Genomic DNA, 22,904 nt, shown 5'->3' with positions numbered 1-22,904 from the left:
GTCCCCGCAACCAACTCACACACCACACCAGCACGCCAACACCTCCGGAAACGGCCCACGCCACAACGCACGTTAAAGGTTGGGCGAAAGGCCGGGCAATCGCGCCGGCAAAACAGCAGCTCATCCCCATCTTCAGCTAATGAGACATCCCTCGTCCGCATCACAGCACGAAGTCTGGGCTGGTGAAGGTGTGCCAGCCGAGCACCTTGATGGCGAAGTTCGCGATGCCGTCACCGTCACTGTCGGCCGAGATGTAGGTATTGCCGTCCGACAGATGGTAGACGTGCAGCTCCCCGGGGACGTTGTGAAAACGCTCCGTGCCGATGAAGGTGAACGCTTGGTTTCCCTCCAGCCCCGAGTTCGCGTCGATGCTGACTAGATTGATGCGGTCGAGTCCGTGCTCGAAGTCGACGATGGTGTCGCCATGGGCCTCCATGGCCGTTTCGAACACGAATATGTCGCTGCCGGAACCGCCGATCAGGACATCCTTGCCGGCCTTTCCGTTCAGGATGTCGTTCAAGGCGCCGCCGTCGAGGATGTTGGAACCCGCATTGCCCGTCAGCCTGTTGTGCAGGGTATTGCCGGTGCCGTTCAGGTTCGCGGTTCCGGTCAGCGTGAGGTTCTCCACGACTTGTCCATAAAGCGAGTAGGTGATCGCGCTGTAGACCGTGTCGACGCCCTCTCCTGCTCTCTCGATGGCCTTGTCGCCCACCTGCTCCACATAATAGGTGTCGTTGCCCGTGCCCCCGTACATGACGTCGCTGCCGCCAAGGCCACGGAACACGTCATGGCCGGCGTACCCGTACATCAGGTCGTCGCCGGCGGTGCCGTACAGGGTGTCGTTCTGGCTGGTGCCGGCGATGACGCTGTCGTCGATGTCGGTCACGTCCGGAACCGTCGGCCCGACGTCGTCTGGTTCCAGACGCTCTTGGTCGTCCGGGATACCGAAGTTCAATGTGGCGAAGACGACGTTCTCACCGTAGATCGTGCCCGCCTTCAATCCGATCCCGATCTCCTCGTAACCGGCCCTGATTGTCGTCGCATAGTCGGTCGGTTTCGTGAGGATCATCTCATGGAGTTTCCGGACTGTCGCCTCGTTGAGGGGACCACTCACGTAGCCGATATTATCGGAGATGCTCACGTATCCGTAGCCCGCCTCGGTTGCGCGGTACCCCACGGTCGTGCTGTTCTCGCCCGTATAAGTGAGCTTGTCGTTCCGGTCCATCCAGGCGCTGTGCCCATCGGCGGCCGCCAGAAGTTCCCCGTCGAAGGTGAGTGTCTGGACGCCGGCTTTGGTCCGGGTTTCGTTCACGAGCTGGAGGAAGAAGGCTTCCAGGATAGTTGGACTGTACATGGTTGTGAGCGCCCCCTCGTCTCTGCCCCTGACTTGCCCATCCTGAAAACACAGACGCTCTGGGACGGCACGGCCACGCTTGGCTCCCCAATGTGGTCAGAATGTGATTGTCTCCCGGAGATTCTTCACAATCCCTCGTGTTGTTGCCGAAGCATCACGACGCGATGAGATCACCCAGCGGCTCGATCTGCATGAGATGTCGGCGACCATTATGCGGCGGGCGAAAGAGGTCGACGGCATCCCCTGCCCTGCTGCACTCGGGCCGTCAGCCGTTCCGGTGGAACTGCTCGCTCGGGTCTATTCCTTCACGGCACCTGTCATCGAGGACACATAATAGTCGACGAAGAATGAATAAAGCAGCACGACCGGCAGCGAGCCAAGGAGCGCGCCCGCCATCAGCGCTCCCCACTCGTATACGTCGCCGCGGACGAGTTCCGTCAGCACGCCCACCGGTACGGTCTTGTTCTCGGACGATTGTATGAAAGTGAGGGCGTAGATGAACTCGTTCCAGGACAGAGTGAAGGCGAAGATGCCCGCCGAGATGAGGCCCGGCACCGCGAGCGGGAGCATGATCTTGCTCAGAATTTGCCAGCGTGACGCACCATCGACGAGGGCGCATTCTTCCAGCTCATACGGAATCGAGCGGAAATAACCCATCAGCAGCCATGTGCAGAAAGGGATGAGAAAGGTCGGGTAGGTGAAGATCAAGGCAAGCTTCGAATCGTAGATCCCGAACTTGAAGATCATGACCGCCAGAGGAATGAAGAGAATCGAGGGCGGTACGAGATAGGCCAGAAAGATCGCCAAGCCCGTCCATCGCGACCCCGGGAAGCGAATCCGTTCGATGGCATAAGCTGCGAACACCGATGCTACGAGGGACAGGAGCGTCGACCCGACTGCCACCACCATCGTGTTGACAAGCCAACTCGGGTAGGACGTTTCGAACAGCAGGTACCGGATGTTCTGCAGTGTTGGATTGGAGGGCCAGAAAGGATTGTAATCTCGGAAGTTGTTGAGTTCGGCGTTCGGCTTCAAGGCCGTGATCGTCATCCAGTAGAAGGGAAAGAGCAGGACGAACACGAAGATCGCGAGCGGCAGATAGATCGTAAGAAGCCGCTGCGGAGCCCGGTTGAGGTAGCTCATGCCGACGCTTTCGTCGCTCATGGCAGGGTTGTTCGGTTTGATGCTCAAGGTCATCAATCGGCTCCCCCCTGCTGCCACCGGCGGCGTTGCAGCCCGAAGTAACTGAAGAGAATAGCGGCAAGAAGGAAAGGCACCATGGCCACGGCGATTGCAGCGCCTTCGCCAAGCTGGCCACCCGGGATGGCCCGCTGGAAGCTCAGCGTCGCCATGAGATGGGTGGCATTCAGCGGCCCTCCCCGCGTGAGGACATAGATGAGCTGAAAGTCGGTGAAGGTGAAGAGCACCGAGAAAGTCATCACCACGGCAATCAGCGGCGAGAGCATGGGCAGCGTGATGTGGCGAAAGCGCTGCCAGGAGGTCGCACCGTCAAGAGTCGCCGCCTCGTGAAGGGATGGTGAAATCGTCTGCAGACCTGCGAGCAGGGTGATCGCCACGAAAGGAATGCCACGCCACACATTGGTGAGGATCACCGTTGCACGGGCGTTGTTAGGATCACCCAGGAAATTGATAGGCGAGCTGATCAGCCCGATTTTCATCAGCGCCCAGGAGATGATCGAAAACTGCGAGTCGTAGATCCACCAGAAGGCGATGGCCGAAAGCACCGTCGGCACCACCCATGGCAGAAGAACAATGGCGCGGATCAAAGCCTTGAACGGCAGATGCTCGTTGAGGAGAAGCGCGAGCCACAGGCCCAGCGCGAATTTCAGAACCGAGGCGACCACCGTATAGAGGATGGTATTGAACACCGAGAGCCAGAAAATGCTGTCGTCCCACAGGAGCTGGTAATTCTCCAGGCCGATGAAAACGCCTGGACGTCCGATGCGTGTGTCGGTGAAGCCGAGCCAGACGCCGAGCCCGAGAGGGTAGGACAGAAAAACCAGCAGAAAGGCTGCAGCCGGCAGCATGAAGAGCAGGCCGAGGAAGCCTTTGCTCTGCAATAGCGACGGGTGTGCTGGCGCGGCTTTCGCGTCTGCCCGGGAAAGGGCGGCATCGGCCATGAGGCGTCTCCGGCGATCTCAAAAAGAAAAAGGGGCGGCACTCTCGCGCCGCCCTCAATGATCATCAGACGCGGTAATAGCGGTTTGCTCGCTGCTCCGCGCGCTTGGCGGCCTCCTCGGGCGTCCGCTGCCCGGTCGCGGCCTCCGCCACCATGTCGACCATCACGTAATCCGCCATCGTGGCGGCCGAAGCGTAACCCAGAGGGCCAGCATAGCCGTTGACCCGCAGGGTCGCGGAGGCCCGCTTGTAGGGCTCGTGTACCGGGTCGGCGGTCCAGACCGGGTTGTCGATCATGCCTTTCAAGGGTGGGCAGCAATAGGCGCTCGATGCCGTGATCCATGCATCCATCTGCGGCTTGTCGAGCATGTATTGCAGATAGGCGCGGGCCGCGTTCGGGTACTTCGTATACTTGAAGATCACGGCCGAAGTGGTCTGGTGCAACTCGACCGGCTGTCCGACCGGCCCGGTGGGCAGCACCGTCGAGCGGATGTCCTTGGCGATCTCCGCCATCTTCGGATCGTTCTTGGCCGAGTAATAGAGGGAGACGCCATTCGCCGTCACCGAGATGTCGCCTGACAGGAAGACACGGTTGTTGTTGATGTCGAGCCAGGCCTCCGTTCCCGGGATGAAGGTCTGGTAGAGCTCACGGGCATATTGCAAGGCCTTGATCGTCTCGGGCGAGTTGATCACGACCTTGCCGCCTTCATCGACCATCTTGCCGCCGTGGCTCCAGACGATCCAATGCGCGAAGTTGTTGCCATCGCCGACCGCCTTGCCCAGGGCGAAGCCGGCGGGCTTGCTCTTGGCTTTCAGAGCCTTGCACATCTCGAGAAACTCGTCGGTCTTCTCGGGGAACTTCGACCAGCCGGCCTGCTGGAGCATGCTCTCGCGATAGAGAATGGCGTTGCCGATAGCCGCCAGAGGTAGAGCGATGAACTTGTCATTCTGCTTGGCATAGGCTTCCGGGCCCGCATAATACCCACCGTATCTGCTGGCGAGGCTCGTCCCGATATCCGTCACGTCGAGGAGCTTATCCGGGTACTGGAACGGATCGTCGAACCAGACGAGCATGATGTCCGGTCCGGAGCCCACATTGGCCGCCACTGCCGCCTTCGGGCGGATATCCTCCCAGCTTTCCTTGTCGACACGCACCTCGACGCCGGTTGCTTCCGTGAACTTCTTAGTGTTGGCGAGCCATGAATCCTCGTCGCCTTTCACGAAAGGTGTCCAGCGCAGAACGCGGAGGGTGGCCCCCTGCTCCGGCTTGTATTGAGGGACAGCACCTTGCGCAAAGGCCGGCCGGCCCCCCCAAAGCTGGGCTCCCGCCATGCCGGCAGTCAGGCCTGCCGTCCCAAGAAGCAGATCACGTCTAGACAGGCTCATCGTACGTTTCCTCCGCAGACCGGGATTTCTGACGAGAAGCGCGGCTGTCCCGGTTAAGCCACGTGCTTGAACTCAGTTGATGCGCCGCTCCGTTTCTCGGTCGAAGAGGTGCACGAGAGCCGGATCGGGTGCGACATGGATGATCTCGCCCGGCCGAGCGCTGATGCGCTCGCGGAAGACGCAGGTGAGTTCCCGTTCACCGGCTTTCGCCACCACCTGGGTCTCAGAGCCGGTGGGTTCGACCACGACCACCTCGACCGCGAGGCCGTCCTGGTGCAGCCGGAAATGCTCGGGCCGGATGCCGTAATAGGCCGGTCGCCCGACCGAAGCCGCCGGCGCGTTCTCCACCGGGAGCATCAGGTCGCCCATGGCAAAGCCGGAAGATTCGATGCGACCCTCCAGAATGTTCATGGCCGGGGAGCCGATGAATTGGGCCACGAACAGGTTCACCGGCCTGTCGTATAGCTCGAGGGGGGCGCCCATCTGCTCGACGATGCCGTCATGCATGACGACGATCTTGTCCGCCATGGTCATCGCCTCGATCTGGTCGTGCGTCACATACACGGTGGTGGTCTTCAGCCGCTGGTGCAGGGCCTTGATCTCGCCGCGCATCGAGACGCGCAGCTTGGCGTCGAGATTGGAGAGCGGCTCGTCGAAGAGGAACACCTGCGGGTCGCGCACGATGGCGCGGCCCATGGCGACGCGCTGGCGCTGCCCGCCCGAAAGCTGGCGCGGGTACCGGTCGAGGAGCTTCGTCAGGCCGAGGATCTCGGCTGCACGGTTGACCTTGGTGTTGATCTCCGATTTCGGCGCCTTCTTCAACATGAGCGAAAAAGCCATGTTGGCGGCGACCGTCATATGCGGGTAGAGCGCGTAATTCTGGAACACCATCGCGATGTCGCGCTCTTTGGGCGGTACGTTGTTCACCACCCTGGAGCCGATGCGGATCTCGCCCCCCGTGATGTTCTCCAGCCCAGCCACCATGCGCAGCAGCGTAGACTTGCCGCAGCCGGAGGGGCCGACGAGGATGACGAACTCCCCATCCTGAATGTCGACAGACACACCATGGATGACCTGCGCGGAACCGTAGGCCTTTCGGACGTCGCGGATCTCAACGGAAGCCATGGGCTGCCTGCTCTCGCCTGGATGCATGGTGCCTGGTTTGAAGACTGGCTTGCGTTTCCAAGAACCCATGCCGATGGGTGGCAGACGTCTGGTATGGCCAAGACGCGGGGCAGCCTTGAAGCATGCGCTTTCTCCCTGCCCCTCCTTCCCGTCACCCGTCTGATGCGGGCGTACAGTGTTGTTTCGAGGATATTCTAGAAAAAAAATCCCTGGATCAAGCGGCATCGTCCACCGCTTCCGCGAACCAGCGCCAGATCTTCTCTATAGGTCAGCACGACTGACCTATTCTTTAGGGTATGGTGAGACGTCAGATTCTCTTTCGGTTATGCGCTGCGCAATCGTCCCAGAGCATCGGACACAGGGGCGAGGCCGTGACGAGGGGCCCCTCCTCGGAAACGTTGCGGGACATGTCCCGCGACACTCAATACTGCGGCACGAGCCGTTCCTCGACGAGTGGGATTTCCATGTGACAGGAGACGCCCTCGCGCTCATACGAGATTCTGATTGCCGCATGGCACTGGTGAGTCAGGACCCGATGCAGAAGCGTCGAGCCGAACCCTTTCCGCCGCGGCTGCTCGACGGGCGGGCCGCCGCGCTCTACCCACTCGATGTCAAGCCGGCGTCCTGCATCCAGATCCCGAACCGTCCAACCCACAGCGATCTGCCCGCCTGGAACCGACAGCGCCCCATGTTTGGCAGCGTTCGTGGTCAACTCGTGCACTGCCATTCCAATCGGCACCGCCAGATCGGCCGAAAGCTCCACCGGCGGCCCTTCAAGGGTGATCCGCCGCTGCGCGCCATCGTCGTAATGGGACAGCTCGTTCCTGAACATCTCGATCAGCGGCGCCGTCTGCCAGTAGTCCTCCGTGAGGAGATTGTGCGTATTGGACAGGGAAACGATCCGGTCTGCGAACGAATGGTAGAACTCGTCGACGGAGCGCGTCGAGCGGGCCGTGGCCCCGAGTAGTCCCTGCACGGTGGCAAGGGTGTTCTTCACCCGGTGATGCAGCTCGCGGATCAGCAGAGCCTGGCGCTCGTGCGTCCGCTGCCGCTCCTTGAGATAGGCCTCCACCTCTCTCTGCCGCTGGCGCGCCCGCAGGGCCGACCGTACGGCATTGACCAGAACGGCCGGGTGGAAGGGCCGCTCCAGAACCGTGACGTTCCCAAGCAGCTCGGTCAGATGTTCGACCGGTGATCCGCCGCGATAGGTCAGCAGGATGAAAGGGAGGTCGGACCAAGGCGGCTGCAAATTGATCCAGTCGGCGAGCTCCCGCCGATCGGCGCTGAGGAGCGCCTCTTCCGTGATCACAGCGCAAGCTGATATGTCCAAGCCCGCAACCAGCGCCTCGATGCTGGGGCAAATCGTGGCTTTGATCCCGACTTCGCCCAGAATGGCCGCTGCTACCGTGCCATCTCGCCCGTGCGGGGCAAGGATCAGCACGGATACCTCATCGGCCTGCGTCATTGTCGGTCTCACGCTCCTCAAGAAGCGAGGCGCGCTGACCCTCGAACGTTGGTACGCCTGTCAACACACCCCGGAATTGCTCCAGCGGCGGACCAACGCGCAAACCCTGGCTGTCGATCCGGAACTCGCGGATCGTATCCTCATGGGCGCCTGTGCGCCGCTTGACCACGGATAAGGCCCGCCGGATGCGCCCATCAGCCTCGAAGAAACGAAGCAGCACGACTGCGTCGCTCAGGTACGTGAGGTCGATCGGTGAGACCATCTGGCCGACCATCCCGTGCTGAGCCAGGATCAGAATCGTCACCACGCCTTGCTGGTTCAGATAGGTCAGGAGTTCGTGCATCTGAAGCACAATGAAGGGCTGCTCCGGCATGGCATTCAGATAGCCGGTCAGGCTGTCGATCACGACGACCTTGGCCCCGCCCTCCTCTACGGCATCCCGCACCCGGCCTGCGAACTCGCCGGGAGAGACATTGGCGGGGTCGATCTGCTCGATGCGCAGACGCCCGGCTTCCACGTGAGGCGTCAGGTCGAAGCCGACGCCCTTCGCCCTCTGCAAGAGGATACCAGTGGTCTCATCGAAGCTGATCATGAGGCCGGGCTCGCCTCGCTCCAGAGCGGCCCAGAGATAACCGAGCGCGAGCGTAGATTTTCCCGCGCCCGAAGGGCCGACGACGAGGGTGCTCGTTCCGCGGCTCAGGCCGCCGCCGAGAATGGTGTCGAGCTCATCGATGCCGCTGGGGATCGCCTCGAACGCGAACGAGGTATGATGATCGGCCGCCACGAGACGGGGGAAGACCCGCAGACCACCGCGCTGGATCACGAGATCATGGTAGCCGCCCCGGAAGGCTGTGCCTCGCATCTTGGTGACCGTGAGCCGGCGCCGTTCCGAGCCATAGGCCGGGACAATCTGCTCAAGGCGGATGACCGCGTGGCTGATCGAATGCAGGTTGAGGTCGTCCTGCTCGGATGTGAGGTCGTCGAGCATCAGGACCGTGGCGTCGTTGAGCAGGAAATAGCTCTTCAGAGCCAGCACCTGCCGCCGATAGCGCAGGGAGCCTTGGGACAGAAGCCGGATCTCCGAAAGTGAGTCGAACACGACCCGGCTGGGCTTGACCCGCTCGACTTCCGCCAGCGCCATGCGCACAGTCTCACCGAGTTCCAGATCGGAAGAATAGACAAGGCTTTGCTGCTGTTGCGGATCGAGGCTCAGTTCCGGCGGAACCAGTTCGAAGATCTCGATGCCGTCGAGGGCCCAGCCGTGGCGAGAGGCCACGGACAAAAGCTCCCGCTTGCTCTCGGACAAGGTGATGTAGAGACAGGTCTCTCCCTGTTTTGCACCCGCGAGAAGGAACTGCATCCCCAGCGTCGTCTTGCCGGAGCCGGGCCGCCCCTCGATGAGATGCGCCCGATTGGCGGCATACCCGCCAGCGAGGATATCATCGAGGCCCGGGACACCTGTTGGGATCGGGATGGCATCGGAATGCGACGGAAGCGTCATGGAAAGCCTCAACAGGTAAACGGTTTCGGTAAGCCTGAGTTGGCGTCCCAACCCTCATGCTGCTCATCGGGTCGACGTCCGGCTCATGTCTCCGGCGTGTCCCTTATGGCGGGGCGCTCGTCCGTCCTTTTAGACAGGAGTGGCGGGCCTGTCTGTCCACATGTGAACACATCGTCGGCGCTATGTTCACAATTGAACGTAATTTGCCCTGGTGCGTTGGACCTGCCGAAGTGGTGAAGGAAAGACGCCTGATGCAGCCCGCAATGATCCCGTCACACCTCAGGAACAGGATTGCCAGCAATAACCTGCTGAGTGCTCTCAGACCGGAAGACTTGGCCATCGTGGCGCCTTCGCTGCAGGAGTGGGAGGGCGAAGCCGGAGAAAAGCTGTATCAGCCGGGCGATGAGGTCCGGTTCGTTTACTTCCCGTGCGGGCCTAGTCTGGTTTCGTTCGTGGTGGAACTCGAGGATGGCCTCACGGTCGAAACGGCCCTGATCGGGCGTGAGGGGGCAGTCGGCGGGATTGTGAGCCAAGGACGTCTTCCAGCTTTCGCCCGTTCCGAGGTCCAGTTCCCGGGCCCGTTCCTCCGTCTCTCCACGGCCGATCTCGAGGAATTCGAAACCCGATCACCGAGCCTGCGTCATCTGTTCGCCCGTTACGCGGATTGCATGCTGGCACAGGTCTTCCAGTCGGTGGCGTGCAATGCGGTCCATACGATTGAGCAGCGAACGGTGAAATGGCTGCTGGCCGCGATTGATCGAACGGGCGATCATGACATTCCCCTCACCCAGGAGCAGCTGGCCAGCATGATGGGTGTCGGCCGAAGCTATGTGAGCCGGGTCATCCAGTCCCTGAAACGGCGGCACCTGCTGGAGACGCGCAGAGGCGGTGTGCGCGTGCGGGATCTCGACAGGCTGGATACGTTGTCGTGCGGCTGCAACAATGCCCTGCGCCGCCATTTCGATCAGGTGCTGGCCGGCGTCTATCCGACGGTCGAGGAGAGTTCGGCTCAGAAGGCGGAAGCAGGCAGCTCGCGCCCCGGATCTCGAATGAGGCTCTGACGGCCCAGGGCTTCTGCCCGCGAGTCACGGCAGGCGGGACTGCCTGCCGCTCTCGAACATACCCATCCATGCGCGCAGGGGAAAAATACCCTAGTAGCCTCGCGTGCGGTCGACGAGACCAACGAGAGGCTCACCGGCGGCATGCCGGCGGATATTCTCCAGAACGACATCGACAGCCGTTTCAGGTCGGGTCATGCTGGCGATGTGGGGCGTCAGCAGGATCTGCGGATGGTGCCAGAAAGGATGATCCGACGGTGGCGGCTCCTCCTCGCAGACATCGATCATGGCAGCTCTGATCTGCCCCTCTTCCAGAGCTTGCAGGAGATCCGTCTCGACCAGATGCGCTCCCCGGCCCACATTAACGAGCGCGGCTCCGCGGGGAAGCTGCGCGAACAGGTCGTGCGAGAGAATGCCCCGTGTCTCGTCCGTTAAGGGCAGCAGGCACACCAGAATGTCAGTCCGGGCGAGAAACGCCGACAGCATCTCAGGCCCGGCAAATGTATCAACGCCATCGACCTGCCCTCCCGACCGGCTCCAGGCCGCGAGCGGAAAGCCGAAAGGACGGAGCTGCTGCAGGACCGCCTTGCCGAGCATTCCGAGGCCCATGACGCCAACTCTGCGCTGTGCTGCGGGCACCACCCGGATCTCGCGCCAGATCTTCTTCTGCTGCTGATGAATGTACACCGGCAGGTCCCGATGCAACGAGAGAACGGCCATGGTGACGTACTCGGCCATGCTCTCGACAATTCCGGGCTCCGTCATCCGGATGACCGGCAGATGCTTCGGAAGCGCGGACAGCTCGAACTGATCGATGCCTGCTCCGACGGAAAACAGGATTTCCAGGTTGGGAAAGATCTTCGAAATATCCTCCGGCGGCATCCACGCCGCCAGATAACGGACCTCTTCCCGCGGCCCGGTTTCAGGCCAGACATGAAATGGAATATCCGGTGCGCGACGTGCGAACAGGTTCGCCCATTCTCTTCCACGCACGGGTTCGGCTTTATAGACGAAACTCATGACATTCAATCTTGCGAGACCCAGAGCTTTCGGGTGGTTTCGATCACGCGCCATGTTCCTTCGAACCCAGGCTTCATGATGAACGTATCGCCTGCCTGGATGCGCACGGCGGGCTTGCCGTCCTCGATCAGCTCGGAAACACCGGACAGGATCGAGCAGAATTCCCAGGTGTCGCCTTTGATCGCCCGATAGGCGCCCGGAGTGGCTTCCCACACTCCTGCGCTGACGCGGCCGTCCGCACTCGTCTCGATGTCCCATGTCTTGAACCGGGGATCACCCTCCACCAGCCGCTCAGGAAGGGGTTTTCCATTACGGGCTTCACCCAGGTCGTCCAGCTTGAAGAATGTAAGGTTCGTCATGTTGTCTCTATTCGTTGATGAGGGGCGCCGCGCCGGGAGAAGATGGTCGATTCGCTTATCCTCAGTGCCATCCTCTCCACGATTACCGTGCATCCAGCCGAGGATCCAACGCATCGCGCAGCCCGTCGCCGATAAAGTTGAAGCTCGTCACCGCGAGCGTGATAGCCGCCCCGGGCAGAATGGCCAGCCACGGAGCGCTGGTGAGATAGCTTTGCGCATTCTCCAGCATGTTTCCCCAGCTCGGTGTCGGCGGTTGGATGCCGTAGCCGAGGAAACTTATGTAGCTTTCGGCCAGAATCGCGTGGGCGACGTTGAGCGTCGCAGCGACCACGATGGGCGCAACGGCGTTCGGCAGCAGCTCCCGGAACATGATGCGCATATTGCTGGCCCCCATCGACACCGCAGCAATGGCGAAATCCCGCGTGCGCAGCGAACGGATCTGGGCCTCGACGACGCGGGCCACCTCCATCCACGACGTCATCGCGATCAGGAGCACGATGGAGGGCACGGAAGGCTCGATCAACGCCGAGATTGCAAGCAGCAGGAAGATCGACGGAAAGCAGAGCATCGCATCGACAAACCGCATCAGCGCCGTTCCAATCACGCGCTGATAGAACCCGGCGATGACTCCGACGCAGATGCCGATAGCCATACTCACGGCCATGGCCGAAAACCCGACCGAAAGAGAGATGCGCCCCGCCATCAGGAGGCGAGCGAGAATGTCACGTCCGAGTGGATCCGTGCCGAGGATGTGGGAGCTGGCGAAAGGCGGCGCAAAGCGCTGGCGGATATCGATATGCGTGTCGCTGTAAGGCAGCAGCATCGGCCCGAAGATGCAGGCGATCACCATGACGCTGATCGTCGCCGCGCCGAATACGGCGAGCTTGTGGCGCCGGAACCGGCGCATGGCAGGATTGCTCCAACGGGATGGCTGAGCAGAGGCAAGCGTCTGTGCTGGAGACGGATTTGCGGCGTTCATTGCCCACTCCTTTCGATCCGCGGATCGGCGATGCCGTAGAGCACGTCGGCAATCAGGCTCCCCAAGAGAACCAGGATCGCCGTGAGCATGAGGATTCCCATGACGGTCGGATAGTCACGATAGCTGATGGAATCGAGAAACAGCCGTCCCATTCCGGGCCATGTGAAGACGGTCTCGGTGACAAGGGCTCCGCTCAACAGCGTCGGCACCTGAAGGCCGGTGATCGTGATCATCGGCAACAGGGCGTTCCGTAAAGCGTGCCTGACGAGAATATAGCGCTCGGACAATCCCTTGGCGCGCGCCGTGCGGATATAATCCTGGTTGATCACCTCCAGCATGGACGAGCGCATGTAGCGGCTCCAAACCGCCGTACTCACGAGAGCGAGCACGATGCAGGGACCGATCAGATGGTGCAGCCGGTTCAGGAACGACCCGTCACCGACCGTGAAACGGTTGCCCGCAGGCAGCCAGCCGAGCCCCACGGAAAAGACATAGATGATGACGAGCCCGAACCAGAAGGTCGGGATGGACAGGGCGATCATCGCGCCGATCGTCGCAAGACTGTCGAACAGCGAATATCGCCTGACCGCTCCGATGATGCCGATCCAGGCGCCCAGCAGCATCGCCAGCAGAGTGGAGCTGATCATCAGCTCCATCGTGGGGCCGATATGCGCCGCGATGATCTTCAGAACAGGCTGCTGGTCGCGATAGGACACGCCCCAATCGCCGCTGAGGAGTCGTCGGAGCCATTCGACATATTGCACCGGCAGAGGTCGGTCGAGCCCGAGCTGCGCGGACAATCGGTCGAGATCGGCCTGGGTCATGTCTCCGCTTGCCGCAAATTGCGAAAGCGGGCCGCCCGGTGCCAGATGCAGAATTGCAAATCCGATCATCGATACGATGAAAAGCAGCACAATGGATTGCAGCAGGCGACGGATGAGAAAGCCACTCACGCGATGACGCTCCTAACGCGACCAGTTGCGGATGAGAGCTGCTTCCAGGAAAAAGTGGAAACAGCTCTCTTCTTCGCTTTGCGGGATTGTTCGGCGACGAAGGGGTTCCACCTCGCCGCCAAAGGCTCTAGCGGGCCCAGTACCAGCTGCCCAGGTTCCAGGCGTTCTGGCGTTGGTTGATGTTGGGGCGATAGCCGATCAGGCCGTCCTTGATGCCTTCGAGAGGCGCATACTGGAACAGCGGCATGATCGGCAGCTCCTCACGGACGATTTCCTGGACCTTGAAGTAGATCTCCTTCCGCTTTTCCTGATTGAAGGTGACTTGTCCCTCCTTCATCAGTTTGTCCGCATCGGCATTGACCCACTGCATATAGTTGCCGCCGCTCCCGCCCTTGACGGGAATCGCATCGCTGGCGAAGCGCGGCGCGGGATCCGGATCGACGCCGGTGCGGAAGGCCGTACCGACCAGCAGGGACTGGAACTGCGACCGGACGTAGAAATCGCCCCAGATGACCGCACCCGGCATGTTGTTGATCTTGATCGCAACGCCGATCTGCTGCCAATCCTGCATCATCAGCTGCTGGCACTGCTCGCGCAGCGCGTTGCCCGTCGTGGTGGACAGGTCGAATTCGAGGCGCTTGCCGTTCTTCTCGCGAATACCGCGCGCTCCGCGCTTCCACCCCGCCTCGTCCAGGATCCGGTTGGCCTTGGCGATGTCGTATTCGTGCTTGGGCAGGTTGGGATTGTAGGCCCACGACTCCCGGGGCGAGTAGGATTCCGTCGGCTTCGGCACGCCATAGTAAAGGGCATCGACGATCGCCTCTTTATTGATACCGGCATACAGAGCCCGACGCACCGCCTTCTCGGTGAAGGCAGGATGTTCGAGGTTGGGCATGATGACCTCGATGTTTCCGCTCGGCGCGACAGCGACCTTCCGTCCGGAAAGCTTCGTGGCCTCTTCATAATAGTTCGCGGGAATGCCGGAGATGGGAACGAAATCGACCTGCCCTGTCCTGAATTGCGCATAAAGCGCCGTCATGTCTGGAATGTATTTGAGGACGACGCCTTCGAGATAGGGTCCCTCGCCGTGATACCGCTCGTTGGCGACGAGCGTGATGCTGTCGCCCGGGCGGCGTTCGCTCCAACGGAACGGGCCGGTGCCGATGGGGCTGCCATTGAAGGCCGCCGTATTCGGGTCGTCCGCTTTGGAGAGAATATGCTTCGGCACGATCTGCGTGTTGGCGAGTTGGGCGAGGTACGGCGCGAAAGCCCGCTCCATGCGCCATGAGATTTCGTGCGGCCCTTTGACGACGATATCGCGAACAAGCTCATGCCCGACGCGCGTACGGCTCTTGAAGCCCGGCGACATGATCAGCTCGAGAGAATACTTGACGTCCTCCGCCGTGAAGGGCGCGCCGTCGTGCCAGACGACGTCATCGCGCAGCTTCACCGTCCACGCCAAGCCTCCCTCGGCGATTCCGCCATTCTCCTCACTCGGCACGGCGACGGCCAGATCCGGCACGAGCGTGCCGTCGGGGTGGGCCATCCAGAGGCAGGAGAACACATTGGTCCAGACGACCTCGTCGACCTCGACACCCGGCATTAGAGGATTGAAGGACTTCGGCTCCTGTGACAGACCGACGACGACCTGGCCCTTGCGCTCCTTGGGTGGCGGCGGAACGGCGGCACCTGACTGGGCGCGCGCCCCGAATCCGATCGATGCGGCGATACCAGCAGCGCTCAGGCTCAGGAAATCACGCCGACGCATGGCCGGCAGCGCCAAACCCATCCCGCCATTCCACTTCGATCGATCCGACATGCTGTTTCTCCGTTCCCTTGTTGTTGGTTCTGTTGCGAAGCCAGTGCTTCGGCAGGTCCCCTGAGGCAGATTGTGAGGCTGGACGCGGCGGCCCCGGCCGCGTCGGAAGCGACATTCGCGTTCGCGCGTGAGCGCCCCGTCTCCATGCGTTTCATGTTGTGATCGGAGACAAGGCGCATGCTGCACCAACCCGACGTGCAATCAATTCATTATATTGCACGTAACGTCAAGATCCTGATGACGATATGCCGAACCCAGGTTTTCGCTATCCTGGCAACTATCTCTCGGAGGTGCATAATTTGCTTGTATCAAAAGAAATTCTTGAAAACTCATCTGCCGCCGATTGCACAGGACTGCGGTTGGCGGTATAGCGCATATTCAATATAATGGATATGCGAACCATGTCACGGACCGCCAAGCCCAATCTCAATTCGGACCTGGAAGCCGAGCTTCCGGACGATCAGTCGCAAGGCATAGGGCAAAGGCTGCGCAGTCTGCGTACCGACAGAAAGCTGACGATCGCCGAGCTCGCCGCCAAGGCCGGGGTCTCGTCCGGCATCATCAGTCAAATCGAGCGCGGCGCGTCGAGTCCTTCGATCAACACCCTGGTGAAGATCCGTTCGGCCCTCGGCGTAAATCTCTGGCAGTTCTTCGAAGACGCGCCCAACCCCTCGGCCGAGAATCTGCACTTCGTGCGTCGCAAGGACAACCGCCCCCGCATCGTTGCCGGCAAGATGCACCTGACCAAGGAGCTTCTCTCTCCCAGCAGCAGCGAGAATCTACGTTTCATGATTCTGACGCTTCCTCCGGGAGCGGAAAGCGAGGAGATGCTGAGCGGTCCAGGCGACAAGGGCGGCTACGTCATGTCCGGACGCGTCGAACTGACGGTGGGCAACGAAGTCGCCGAGCTTTCCGAAGGCGACAGCTTTCAGTTCAAGAGCACGCTCCCGCACAAGCTGGAGAATCGCTACAGCGCCGAAGCAAAGCTGATCTGGATCATCAACATCCAGGACAAGCATCTTTGAGTCCGCCCGCCGCGTCTTGAAGCCCGGCAGGGCGCCCAAGGAATGCCGCCGCATGTTGCGGCAGCATAAGTTCATTTCAACTGGAGTTATCATCAGATGATCGTGCGTCACGAGAATACCGGCCGCCTCAGCAAAGCCCTGGTCGCGAATGGTTTCGTCTTCCTCTCGGGCCTCACAGCCAAGGACCGCAGCGGCGGCGTCCGCGAACAGACGGCGGATATTCTCGCGCAGATCGACCACTATCTCGCGATGGCGGGAACCGACAAATCGCGCTTGGTCACCGGCAACGTCTGGCTGAAAGATATCAGCACGTTCAACGAAATGAATGAAGCCTGGGAGGCTTGGGTCGACCAGGCATGCCCGCCCGCTCGCGCCACCGTCGAGGCCCGCCTCGCGCACGATTCCATTCTCGTCGAGATCCAGGTTCAAGGTCTCGTCTGATCGGACAAGCCACGCCCGCAGCGTCAGTTGCGGGCGTTTTCATTCCTGCGCAACAGCTTCTCCAAAGTCAGTCCAGCAAGGTGCCGCATGCCCACTGATCACCGCATCCCGAGCGTCAATCCGGGCGATCCCTCATGGTGGTTCGCGGACGCCATGAAAGCGGAGGGAGGCGCCGCGCCGTCCCCTTCCCTCTCCGGCGACGCGATTGCGGATGTGGCGATCGTCGGCGGCGGCTTTACCGGATTGTGGACGGCGCTTGCGCTCAAAGAGCGCGCACCTCACCTCTCCGTTGCCCTGATCGAAGCCTCCCTGTGCGGATCGGGAGCGAGCGGCAAGAACGGCGGCAAGGTCCACGGCTATTGGTCGGCGCTTGCGGGGATGGAGGCCAATATCGGGGCCGATGGCGCTCTGGCCGTCGCACGCGCCGGAACACGAGCGCAAGACGCCATCCGGCGCTTCGCAACGGCCCCGGGGCGTGATGTCTGGTGGCGCGAAGCAGGGAATATGCGGGTGTCGGCCTCGACCGGGCAGGACGCGAAGATCTCAAACTACATCGCGACGGCGCAACGGCTCGGGGTTCCGGACACGGTCTACGCGCTTTCGCCGTCCGAGGTCGCTCAACGCTGCAAGTCGCCGATGTTCCGCGGCGGCATTTTCCTTCCCGAGGGCGCGAATGTGCACCCTGCCCGGCTGGCGCGGGCTCTGCGCAAAGCGGCGATCGAAGCGGGCGTCACCGTCTATGAGAACACGCCGATGACGGGTCTCGACGTCGGCGCGCCCAATCGCGTACGGACGCCGAACGGCCAGATCGTCGCCCGCGAAGTCGTGCTGGCGACGAATATCGCGCTTGCGCGCCGGCCCGACGTCAAGCCCCATGTCACGGTGTTCTCGAGCTTTGCCTTGATGACCGAGCCCGCGCCGCATGCCCTCGAAGAAGCCGGGTGGCACGGTGACGAAGGGCTCGCCGACATGAGAATGTTCGTCCACTATTTCCGCAAGACGCGCGACGGGCGAATTCTCATGGGCTCGGGCTCCGGCCCGATCAGCTACAACGGCCGCACTTCCGATCCCGCCTTGACCCAGGACAGAGCCTCGGCCGCTCGCGCGGAGCGGGCGCTTCGCCGATTGCTGCCGACCTTTGCCAACGTACCCGTTGCGAAGAGCTGGGGCGGAGGGATCGACATCTCTGCCGATCGCCTGCCCTTCTTCCGTACCGTGCCGGGAACGCGCGTGCATTACGGCTGCGGCTATTCCGGCCACGGCGTAAATCCGACCTATATGGGCGGCCAGTGCCTGGCCTCGCTCGTTCTTGGGGTCAAGGACGAATGGTCGACGCTTCCTCTTTGCACGCGCGACGTTCCTTCCCTGCCGCCTGAGCCGTTCCGGACCATCGGCGGACGCTTCGTCCGCTGGGGGATCATCGGCTCGGAGGAGGCCGACGAACAGGGAGCCAAGGCCGGCCTGCTGATGCAGGCCGCAGCCGCCATCCCGCGCGTTTTCGGGCTGCGCATCGGCACGCGCTAGAGCCGCCTCCCCATGCGTGGAAGCAGCCCTCCTCCTTGCCCTGCCGCACCGATGAACCAGACCGAGAGGACACGATGAGTCAGCCGATCCTTTCCGTGAGCAACCTGACCACGGCCTTCCGTGTCGACGGCCTTTGGAAACCGGTCGTCCGCAATGTCTCGTTCGACGTCGCGGAGAGGGAAACGCTCGCCGTGGTCGGCGAGTCGGGTTCCGGCAAGAGCGTGACCGCGCTCTCGATCATGCAACTGAATCCGCCGAACAGCAGCAAGATTGACGGCAGCATCAAGTTGGCGGGTCGGGAACTCCTGACCTTGTCGAACGAGGATATGCGCGAGATCAGGGGCAACGAGATCGCCATGATCTTCCAGGAGCCGATGACGTCGCTAAACCCGGTGCTGACTGTCGGATTCCAAATTGCCGAGGCGCTCATCCTGCACCGTGGTCTCTCGAGGTCGGAGGCCGAGGCCGAGACTGTCAGGCTGCTCGAAAAAGTCCGCATTCCAGCGGCGAAATCCCGTTTCCACGAATATCCCCATCGCTTCTCCGGCGGTATGCGCCAGCGCGTGATGATCGCGCTCGCGCTGGCCTGCAGACCGAAGCTGCTCATCGCGGACGAGCCGACGACCGCTCTCGACGTGACCATTCAGGCGCAGATCCTCCAGCTGATCAAGGATCTGCAGAAGGAAGAGGGTATGGCTGTCCTCTTCATCACTCACGACATGGGAGTCGTGGCGGAGATCGCGGACCGCACCGTCGTGATGTACAATGGTGAGTCCGTCGAGAGCGGAAACACCGACGATATCTTCGCGCGGGCAAAGCACCCTTATACGCGCTCGCTTCTTTCGTCCGTGCCGCGGCTCGGCTCCATAGAGGGACGAGGACGGCCCATGCGCTTCCCGGTCGTCGACAAGGTCACGGGCTTGTCGGATGTGCCGGCGGAAACGCCGGATACGGTTGCCGCCGCGGAGCGGCCCGTTCTGGAAGTATCCAACCTGACCACCCGCTTTGAGATCCGCTCCGGCCTGTTCGGCAAGGTCAAGGGCAGGGTTCATGCGGTCGAGAAGGTCTCGTTCAGCCTGAGGCGTGGCGAGACACTCGCGCTCGTCGGGGAATCCGGTTGCGGCAAGTCGACAACCGGCCGCTCGATCATGCGATTGCAGCAGCCCATGAGCGGTTCGGTGCTGCTCGAGGGCGAGGATCTGCTCCGACTGGACTCGCGAGCCCTGCGTGAACGCCGGAAACGCATTCAGATGATCTTCCAGGATCCGTTCGCGAGCCTCAACCCCCGGATCAATGTCGGTGATGCGATCGCCGCTCCCCTCCTCATCAACGGGCTCGCCAACCGGTCCCAGGCCCGCGAGAAGGTCGCGGAGCTCTTGCATCATGTCGGGCTGTCGCCGGACATGGCCAATCGTTTCCCGCACGAATTCTCCGGCGGCCAGCGGCAGCGCGTCTGTATCGCGCGCACTCTCGCCCTGGAGCCGAGCGTCATCGTTGCCGATGAATCCGTGTCGGCCCTCGATGTCTCCGTCAAGGCGCAGGTCGTCAATCTCATGCTGGATCTGCAGGCGCGGATGAAGCTCGCCTACCTCTTCATCTCGCATGACATGGCAGTGGTCGAACGCGTCAGTCACCGCGTGGCAGTGATGTATCTCGGAGAGATCGTCGAGATCGGCCCTCGCGAGGCGATTTTCGGCAACCCGCAGCATCCTTATACCAAGCGGCTGCTCGAAGCCGTGCCGATCGCGGACCCCACCCGGCGGCACATGAAGGGAGCCATCTCGAATTCCGAGATCCGAAGCCCCGTGCGACCGGCGGATTTCGTGCCTCCGACGCGCCAGTTCCGGGAAGTTTCACCCGACCATATTGTCATGGAGTGGGGTCAGGAATGGGCGTCCTAGATCAACTTCGACCTGGACGGGCCCATACCCGCAGTTTCTGAAGTCGTTCCACCTCTCCTCGGGCAAGAGCGCTGCGCGCTCTTGGCGATGACGCGAAGCCCGCTCGCAGGCGGTGCCCATTTCGGTCGGCGGGTCTTTGCCAGGGTTTCGCCGAGCAACCCGCATCATGCCCTTGGGTCATCTCCCTTCCCTGCTCGATCCGGAAATCGGCGTCACCAAGCGGTTCATAAAAGATGCATCTAGCATTCCTCTTTGTTTCGGGATAAAAGATGCATGGCTGTCGCATCTTTAAGGAAGCCGCATGAAGCTGACGTCCCACACCGATTTCGCGCTGCGCCTGCTGATGAGCCTTGCTGTCGTGGAGGAGCGCCTCGTGACGATCGAGGAGCTCGCAGCACGGCACAGGCTGTCCCGCAATCATCTGATGAAGGTGGCGCAGACGTTGGTGAGCCTCGGCTATGTCACGGGCGTACGTGGACGTGCCGGTGGCCTGAAGCTGGCCAAGCCTGCCTCCGGCATCCGCATGGGCGAGGTCGTACGTGCCCTGGAGGACGACACCGGTCTGGTCGAGTGCCTGGGAGACGGGCCGACCACCTGCATCCTGAGCGGAGCCTGTCTCCTCACGCATTCCATGCGACGGGCCATGGAAGCCTTCTTCGCCTCACTCGACGAGGTGACGCTGGCCGACCTCGTCGCGCCACGAATCCTGCTTCGGGAGCGTCTAGGAGTGGGAGGCGGGAGCGAACACGCCATCGCCACCGCCGTCTGAGTTAGCAACACAAGAACGAAAGGACCTCTCAATGTCGATGAAAGCCGCCTCCCTTGCCGCCCTTCTCCTGCTCGCGGCAGCCCCCGCTTCCGCCGAATGCGTCTACAGAAATGCTTACAACCACCTGACGAACGAATACGTCACCGTGCCGATTTCATGCCCTGTCGTAAGGGCAAGCGAAACCCCGAAGTACCGTAGCTGGCATGAATGCCCCGTTCACGAAGAGCGGGATGCGAAGACAGGCGAGATGCTGCGCGTTCGGTCCTGCGCGTAAAACATCCCAGCGGTGGACGAGCATCCGATCCGATGGGAGAGACAAGATGAGACCCATAGGAGCCGTGACGAATCCGGCTCCTATCGGCTGATTCAGGCCGCTCAGACAGCGCGACTGTGGGTTCGACCTGACTGACCGAGATAGGCGTCGAACGCCGACGCCACGCTCCGCACCAGGAAGCGCGAGTCGTCGTTGACGAACAGCACGCTGCCGTCGAGACGGATGATACCATCGCCTTCCAGCATCCGCAGCCGCGGAACCGACCGCAGGACGGTTTCGGGCGCTACACCATGCTGGCCACACACCTGCGCCATGTCGACCTGGAAATCGCACATCACTCGCTCGATCAGGTCGGCGCGGAGGCGATCGTCGGCCGTGAGTGCATAGCCTTTTGCGGTCGCCAGTTCCCCGCGCGAGATGCGCTCGGCATAGCGGCCCAGCACGACTTCGTTCTGAGCATATCCCTGATTGAGCCGGCCGATGGCCGAGGCGCCGAAGCCGATCAGCACGTCGCTGGGATCGGTGGTGTAGCCTTGGAAGTTGCGGTGCAGGACGCCGTCGACCTGGGCCTGCACCATCGAATCCTCAGGCAGTGCATAGTGATCGAGACCGATCCGGCGGTAGCCCGCGTCGGCCAGTGCCCCGGCGATCGCCTCCGCCTGCTCGTAACGCGCAGCGCTGTCGGGCAGCGCGGCCTCGTCGATCTTGCGCTGATGCTTCTTGAACGTAGGGATATGCGCATAGCCGAACACCGAGAAGCGCTCAGGACGAAGCTCTACGCTCTTGCGAACGGTTTCGATGCAGGACTCTACCGTCTGATGAGGCAGACCGTAGATCAGGTCGAAATTGACGCCCTGCACTCCTGCGGCGCGCAACCCTTCCGTTGCTCTCGCGGTCTGTTCGAAGCTCTGGATGCGGTTGATCGCGCGCTGCACCACTGGATCAAAGCTCTGCACGCCAAGGCTGGCGCGAGTGACGCCTGCCTCCCCGAGCGCCGCCGTCATGGTGCGGGTCAGCGTCCGTGGATCGATCTCGACAGCGATCTCCGTCCCATCGTCGAGGGAAAATCTCTGCCGCATCAAGTGGACGAGATCCATGAACTCGGCAGGCTGCATGATGGTCGGCGTGCCGCCCCCGAAATGAACGTGGCTCACCGGTAGGGGACCTGTCAGGCGCTCCGCGACGAGATCGAGTTCCCGGCGCAGAACCTCAAGATAGTCGACAATCGGTGCATCCCGCTGGGTGATGGTCGTGTGGCAGCCGCAGTACCAACACATGGAGCGGCAGAACGGCACATGGAGGTAGAGTGAAGCCGTCGTCCTGCCCTCCAGGGAGGCAAGCCATTGCGCGTAGGCCTCATGCCCGATGGCGTCGGAGAAATGCGGTGCTGTCGGGTAACTTGTGTAGCGGGGAAGCCGCTCTTCGCCGTAGCGCGCTCTCAGGTCATCTCTCATAGGGGCTCTCGCAAGGTGGCTTGTCGCAATCGGTGCATCCCGTCACGGGATGATGAACATGAGCCTGTTTACGAGGGCGCGGCGCCTCAATCTTTGACCTCACGCAACAAAACCGAAATTTCGGCTTCCGGGCCGGTGAACTTGATCTGGATCAAATCTCCGAAAATTCCCGCCAGGATCATCCACATTCGACCCGACATTTGCGCTGCAACAAATAAGACCAGAGAGCCGAAGCGTACAAAGCCTTCATCCGATGACGGACCGCGATGATCCGCCAGACGGTCCGATACAGGAGAGAATGATGAGGACCATGAAGATCTCGGGACGCCGGCCGCTGCTTGCGACCGCTGCCGTTTTA

General features: G+C 61.8%; 21 protein-coding genes. 7 read left to right on the top strand and 14 right to left on the bottom strand.

Annotated elements, in window-relative coordinates:
• Window positions 1–160: 160 nt before the first annotated feature.
• From ACS5Q0_RS25940 to ACS5Q0_RS25910, 7 genes are all read right to left on the bottom strand, one after another.
• On the bottom strand, window positions 161–1,354 hold the full coding sequence (locus ACS5Q0_RS25940) for a M10 family metallopeptidase C-terminal domain-containing protein (protein WP_473129538.1): 1,194 nt from the start codon (window positions 1,352–1,354) through the stop codon (window positions 161–163).
• 297 nt (window positions 1,355–1,651) lie between these two features.
• Window positions 1,652–2,551 (bottom strand): carbohydrate ABC transporter permease, encoded by a 900-nt coding sequence (locus ACS5Q0_RS25935; protein WP_473129537.1) that lies wholly within the window; start codon window positions 2,549–2,551, stop codon window positions 1,652–1,654.
• Window positions 2,551–3,402: a carbohydrate ABC transporter permease gene (locus tag ACS5Q0_RS25930; RefSeq protein WP_473129539.1), complete on the bottom strand. Its 852-nt coding sequence runs from the start codon at window positions 3,400–3,402 to the stop codon at window positions 2,551–2,553. The genes ACS5Q0_RS25935 and ACS5Q0_RS25930 overlap by 1 nt, the downstream gene beginning before the upstream one ends.
• A 157-nt stretch (window positions 3,403–3,559) precedes the next feature.
• Window positions 3,560–4,879 (bottom strand): ABC transporter substrate-binding protein, encoded by a 1,320-nt coding sequence (locus tag ACS5Q0_RS25925; RefSeq protein WP_473129536.1) that lies wholly within the window; start codon window positions 4,877–4,879, stop codon window positions 3,560–3,562.
• A 72-nt stretch (window positions 4,880–4,951) separates the two neighbouring features.
• Window positions 4,952–6,004 (bottom strand): ABC transporter ATP-binding protein, encoded by a 1,053-nt coding sequence (locus ACS5Q0_RS25920; protein ID WP_473129535.1) that lies wholly within the window; start codon window positions 6,002–6,004, stop codon window positions 4,952–4,954.
• Between the two features lie 421 nt (window positions 6,005–6,425).
• Window positions 6,426–7,469, bottom strand: a complete 1,044-nt coding sequence (locus tag ACS5Q0_RS25915; protein ID WP_473129534.1) for a sensor histidine kinase — start codon at window positions 7,467–7,469, stop codon at window positions 6,426–6,428.
• On the bottom strand, window positions 7,453–8,970 hold the full coding sequence (locus ACS5Q0_RS25910; protein WP_473129533.1) for an ATPase domain-containing protein: 1,518 nt from the start codon (window positions 8,968–8,970) through the stop codon (window positions 7,453–7,455). Before ACS5Q0_RS25910 ends, ACS5Q0_RS25915 begins: the two co-directional genes overlap by 17 nt.
• 251 nt (window positions 8,971–9,221) lie before the next feature.
• Here ACS5Q0_RS25910 and ACS5Q0_RS25905 point away from each other — a divergent pair, with 251 nt between their 5' ends.
• A complete protein-coding gene (locus tag ACS5Q0_RS25905; RefSeq protein ID WP_473129532.1) occupies window positions 9,222–10,031 on the top strand; it encodes a Crp/Fnr family transcriptional regulator in 810 nt (269 codons plus the stop codon).
• A 90-nt stretch (window positions 10,032–10,121) separates the two neighbouring features.
• On the opposite strand, the gene ACS5Q0_RS25900 is transcribed toward ACS5Q0_RS25905, so the two are convergent.
• The 5 genes from ACS5Q0_RS25900 to ACS5Q0_RS25880 all read right to left on the bottom strand — a co-directional run bounded on the left by ACS5Q0_RS25900 (window position 10,122) and on the right by ACS5Q0_RS25880 (window position 15,158).
• Window positions 10,122–11,048, bottom strand: coding sequence for a 2-hydroxyacid dehydrogenase (locus ACS5Q0_RS25900; RefSeq protein WP_473129531.1), 927 nt, complete (start codon window positions 11,046–11,048; stop codon window positions 10,122–10,124).
• Window positions 11,049–11,053: 5 nt separating this feature from the next.
• Window positions 11,054–11,407, bottom strand: a complete 354-nt coding sequence (locus tag ACS5Q0_RS25895; protein ID WP_473129530.1) for a cupin domain-containing protein — start codon at window positions 11,405–11,407, stop codon at window positions 11,054–11,056.
• 82 nt (window positions 11,408–11,489) lie between these two features.
• Window positions 11,490–12,314, bottom strand: coding sequence for an ABC transporter permease (locus ACS5Q0_RS25890; RefSeq protein WP_473129529.1), 825 nt, complete (start codon window positions 12,312–12,314; stop codon window positions 11,490–11,492).
• 68 nt (window positions 12,315–12,382) lie between these two features.
• Entirely contained in the window at window positions 12,383–13,339 is a 957-nt protein-coding gene (locus ACS5Q0_RS25885) for an ABC transporter permease (protein WP_473129528.1), read from the bottom strand.
• A 127-nt stretch (window positions 13,340–13,466) separates the two neighbouring features.
• Entirely contained in the window at window positions 13,467–15,158 is a 1,692-nt protein-coding gene (locus ACS5Q0_RS25880) for a peptide ABC transporter substrate-binding protein (RefSeq protein WP_473129527.1), read from the bottom strand.
• A gap of 401 nt (window positions 15,159–15,559) precedes the next feature.
• Here ACS5Q0_RS25880 and ACS5Q0_RS25875 point away from each other — a divergent pair, with 401 nt between their 5' ends.
• From ACS5Q0_RS25875 to ACS5Q0_RS25850, 6 genes are all read left to right on the top strand, one after another.
• Window positions 15,560–16,183, top strand: coding sequence for a helix-turn-helix domain-containing protein (locus tag ACS5Q0_RS25875; RefSeq protein ID WP_473129526.1), 624 nt, complete (start codon window positions 15,560–15,562; stop codon window positions 16,181–16,183).
• A 96-nt stretch (window positions 16,184–16,279) separates the two neighbouring features.
• Window positions 16,280–16,624, top strand: coding sequence for a RidA family protein (locus ACS5Q0_RS25870; protein WP_473129525.1), 345 nt, complete (start codon window positions 16,280–16,282; stop codon window positions 16,622–16,624).
• Between the two features lie 87 nt (window positions 16,625–16,711).
• Window positions 16,712–18,148, top strand: coding sequence for an NAD(P)/FAD-dependent oxidoreductase (locus tag ACS5Q0_RS25865; protein ID WP_473129524.1), 1,437 nt, complete (start codon window positions 16,712–16,714; stop codon window positions 18,146–18,148).
• A 74-nt stretch (window positions 18,149–18,222) separates the two neighbouring features.
• Window positions 18,223–20,049, top strand: coding sequence for an ABC transporter ATP-binding protein (locus ACS5Q0_RS25860; protein WP_473129523.1), 1,827 nt, complete (start codon window positions 18,223–18,225; stop codon window positions 20,047–20,049).
• 301 nt (window positions 20,050–20,350) lie between these two features.
• Window positions 20,351–20,818 carry an RrF2 family transcriptional regulator gene (locus ACS5Q0_RS25855; RefSeq protein WP_473129522.1) on the top strand — a complete coding sequence of 156 codons (468 nt, stop codon included), beginning with the start codon at window positions 20,351–20,353 and terminating at the stop codon, window positions 20,816–20,818.
• 31 nt (window positions 20,819–20,849) lie between these two features.
• On the top strand, window positions 20,850–21,092 hold the full coding sequence (locus ACS5Q0_RS25850) for a hypothetical protein (protein ID WP_473129521.1): 243 nt from the start codon (window positions 20,850–20,852) through the stop codon (window positions 21,090–21,092).
• A gap of 101 nt (window positions 21,093–21,193) precedes the next feature.
• On the opposite strand, the gene hemN is transcribed toward ACS5Q0_RS25850, so the two are convergent.
• Window positions 21,194–22,546, bottom strand: coding sequence for an oxygen-independent coproporphyrinogen III oxidase (gene hemN, locus ACS5Q0_RS25845; protein WP_473129520.1), 1,353 nt, complete (start codon window positions 22,544–22,546; stop codon window positions 21,194–21,196).
• Between the two features lie 86 nt (window positions 22,547–22,632).
• A partial coding sequence (locus tag ACS5Q0_RS25840) for a hypothetical protein (RefSeq protein WP_473129519.1) occupies window positions 22,633–22,904 on the bottom strand: 272 nt, incomplete at its 5' end.

The sequence above is a fragment of the Microvirga sp. HS2 genome (genome assembly GCF_055792805.1).
This window is presented reverse-complemented; position numbering and strand designations above follow the sequence as displayed.

Excerpts from the sequence above, each read along its gene's own strand:
- ACS5Q0_RS25940 (WP_473129538.1), bottom strand. The coding sequence starts at position 1,354 with ATGTACAGTCCAACTATCCTGGAAGCCTTCTTCCTCCAGCTCGTGAAC.
- ACS5Q0_RS25935 (WP_473129537.1), bottom strand. The coding sequence starts at position 2,551 with ATGACCTTGAGCATCAAACCGAACAACCCTGCCATGAGCGACGAAAGC.
- ACS5Q0_RS25930 (WP_473129539.1), bottom strand. The coding sequence starts at position 3,402 with ATGCTGCCGGCTGCAGCCTTTCTGCTGGTTTTTCTGTCCTACCCTCTC.
- ACS5Q0_RS25925 (WP_473129536.1), bottom strand. The coding sequence starts at position 4,879 with ATGAGCCTGTCTAGACGTGATCTGCTTCTTGGGACGGCAGGCCTGACT.
- ACS5Q0_RS25920 (WP_473129535.1), bottom strand. The coding sequence starts at position 6,004 with ATGGCTTCCGTTGAGATCCGCGACGTCCGAAAGGCCTACGGTTCCGCG.
- ACS5Q0_RS25915 (WP_473129534.1), bottom strand. The coding sequence starts at position 7,469 with ATGACGCAGGCCGATGAGGTATCCGTGCTGATCCTTGCCCCGCACGGG.
- ACS5Q0_RS25910 (WP_473129533.1), bottom strand. The coding sequence starts at position 8,970 with ATGACGCTTCCGTCGCATTCCGATGCCATCCCGATCCCAACAGGTGTC.
- ACS5Q0_RS25905 (WP_473129532.1), top strand. The coding sequence starts at position 9,222 with ATGCAGCCCGCAATGATCCCGTCACACCTCAGGAACAGGATTGCCAGC.
- ACS5Q0_RS25900 (WP_473129531.1), bottom strand. The coding sequence starts at position 11,048 with ATGAGTTTCGTCTATAAAGCCGAACCCGTGCGTGGAAGAGAATGGGCG.
- ACS5Q0_RS25895 (WP_473129530.1), bottom strand. The coding sequence starts at position 11,407 with ATGACGAACCTTACATTCTTCAAGCTGGACGACCTGGGTGAAGCCCGT.
- ACS5Q0_RS25890 (WP_473129529.1), bottom strand. The coding sequence starts at position 12,314 with ATGCGCCGGTTCCGGCGCCACAAGCTCGCCGTATTCGGCGCGGCGACG.
- ACS5Q0_RS25880 (WP_473129527.1), bottom strand. The coding sequence starts at position 15,158 with ATGTCGGATCGATCGAAGTGGAATGGCGGGATGGGTTTGGCGCTGCCG.
- ACS5Q0_RS25875 (WP_473129526.1), top strand. The coding sequence starts at position 15,560 with ATGTCACGGACCGCCAAGCCCAATCTCAATTCGGACCTGGAAGCCGAG.
- ACS5Q0_RS25870 (WP_473129525.1), top strand. The coding sequence starts at position 16,280 with ATGATCGTGCGTCACGAGAATACCGGCCGCCTCAGCAAAGCCCTGGTC.
- ACS5Q0_RS25865 (WP_473129524.1), top strand. The coding sequence starts at position 16,712 with ATGCCCACTGATCACCGCATCCCGAGCGTCAATCCGGGCGATCCCTCA.
- ACS5Q0_RS25860 (WP_473129523.1), top strand. The coding sequence starts at position 18,223 with ATGAGTCAGCCGATCCTTTCCGTGAGCAACCTGACCACGGCCTTCCGT.
- ACS5Q0_RS25855 (WP_473129522.1), top strand. The coding sequence starts at position 20,351 with ATGAAGCTGACGTCCCACACCGATTTCGCGCTGCGCCTGCTGATGAGC.
- ACS5Q0_RS25850 (WP_473129521.1), top strand. The coding sequence starts at position 20,850 with ATGTCGATGAAAGCCGCCTCCCTTGCCGCCCTTCTCCTGCTCGCGGCA.
- hemN (WP_473129520.1), bottom strand. The coding sequence starts at position 22,546 with ATGAGAGATGACCTGAGAGCGCGCTACGGCGAAGAGCGGCTTCCCCGC.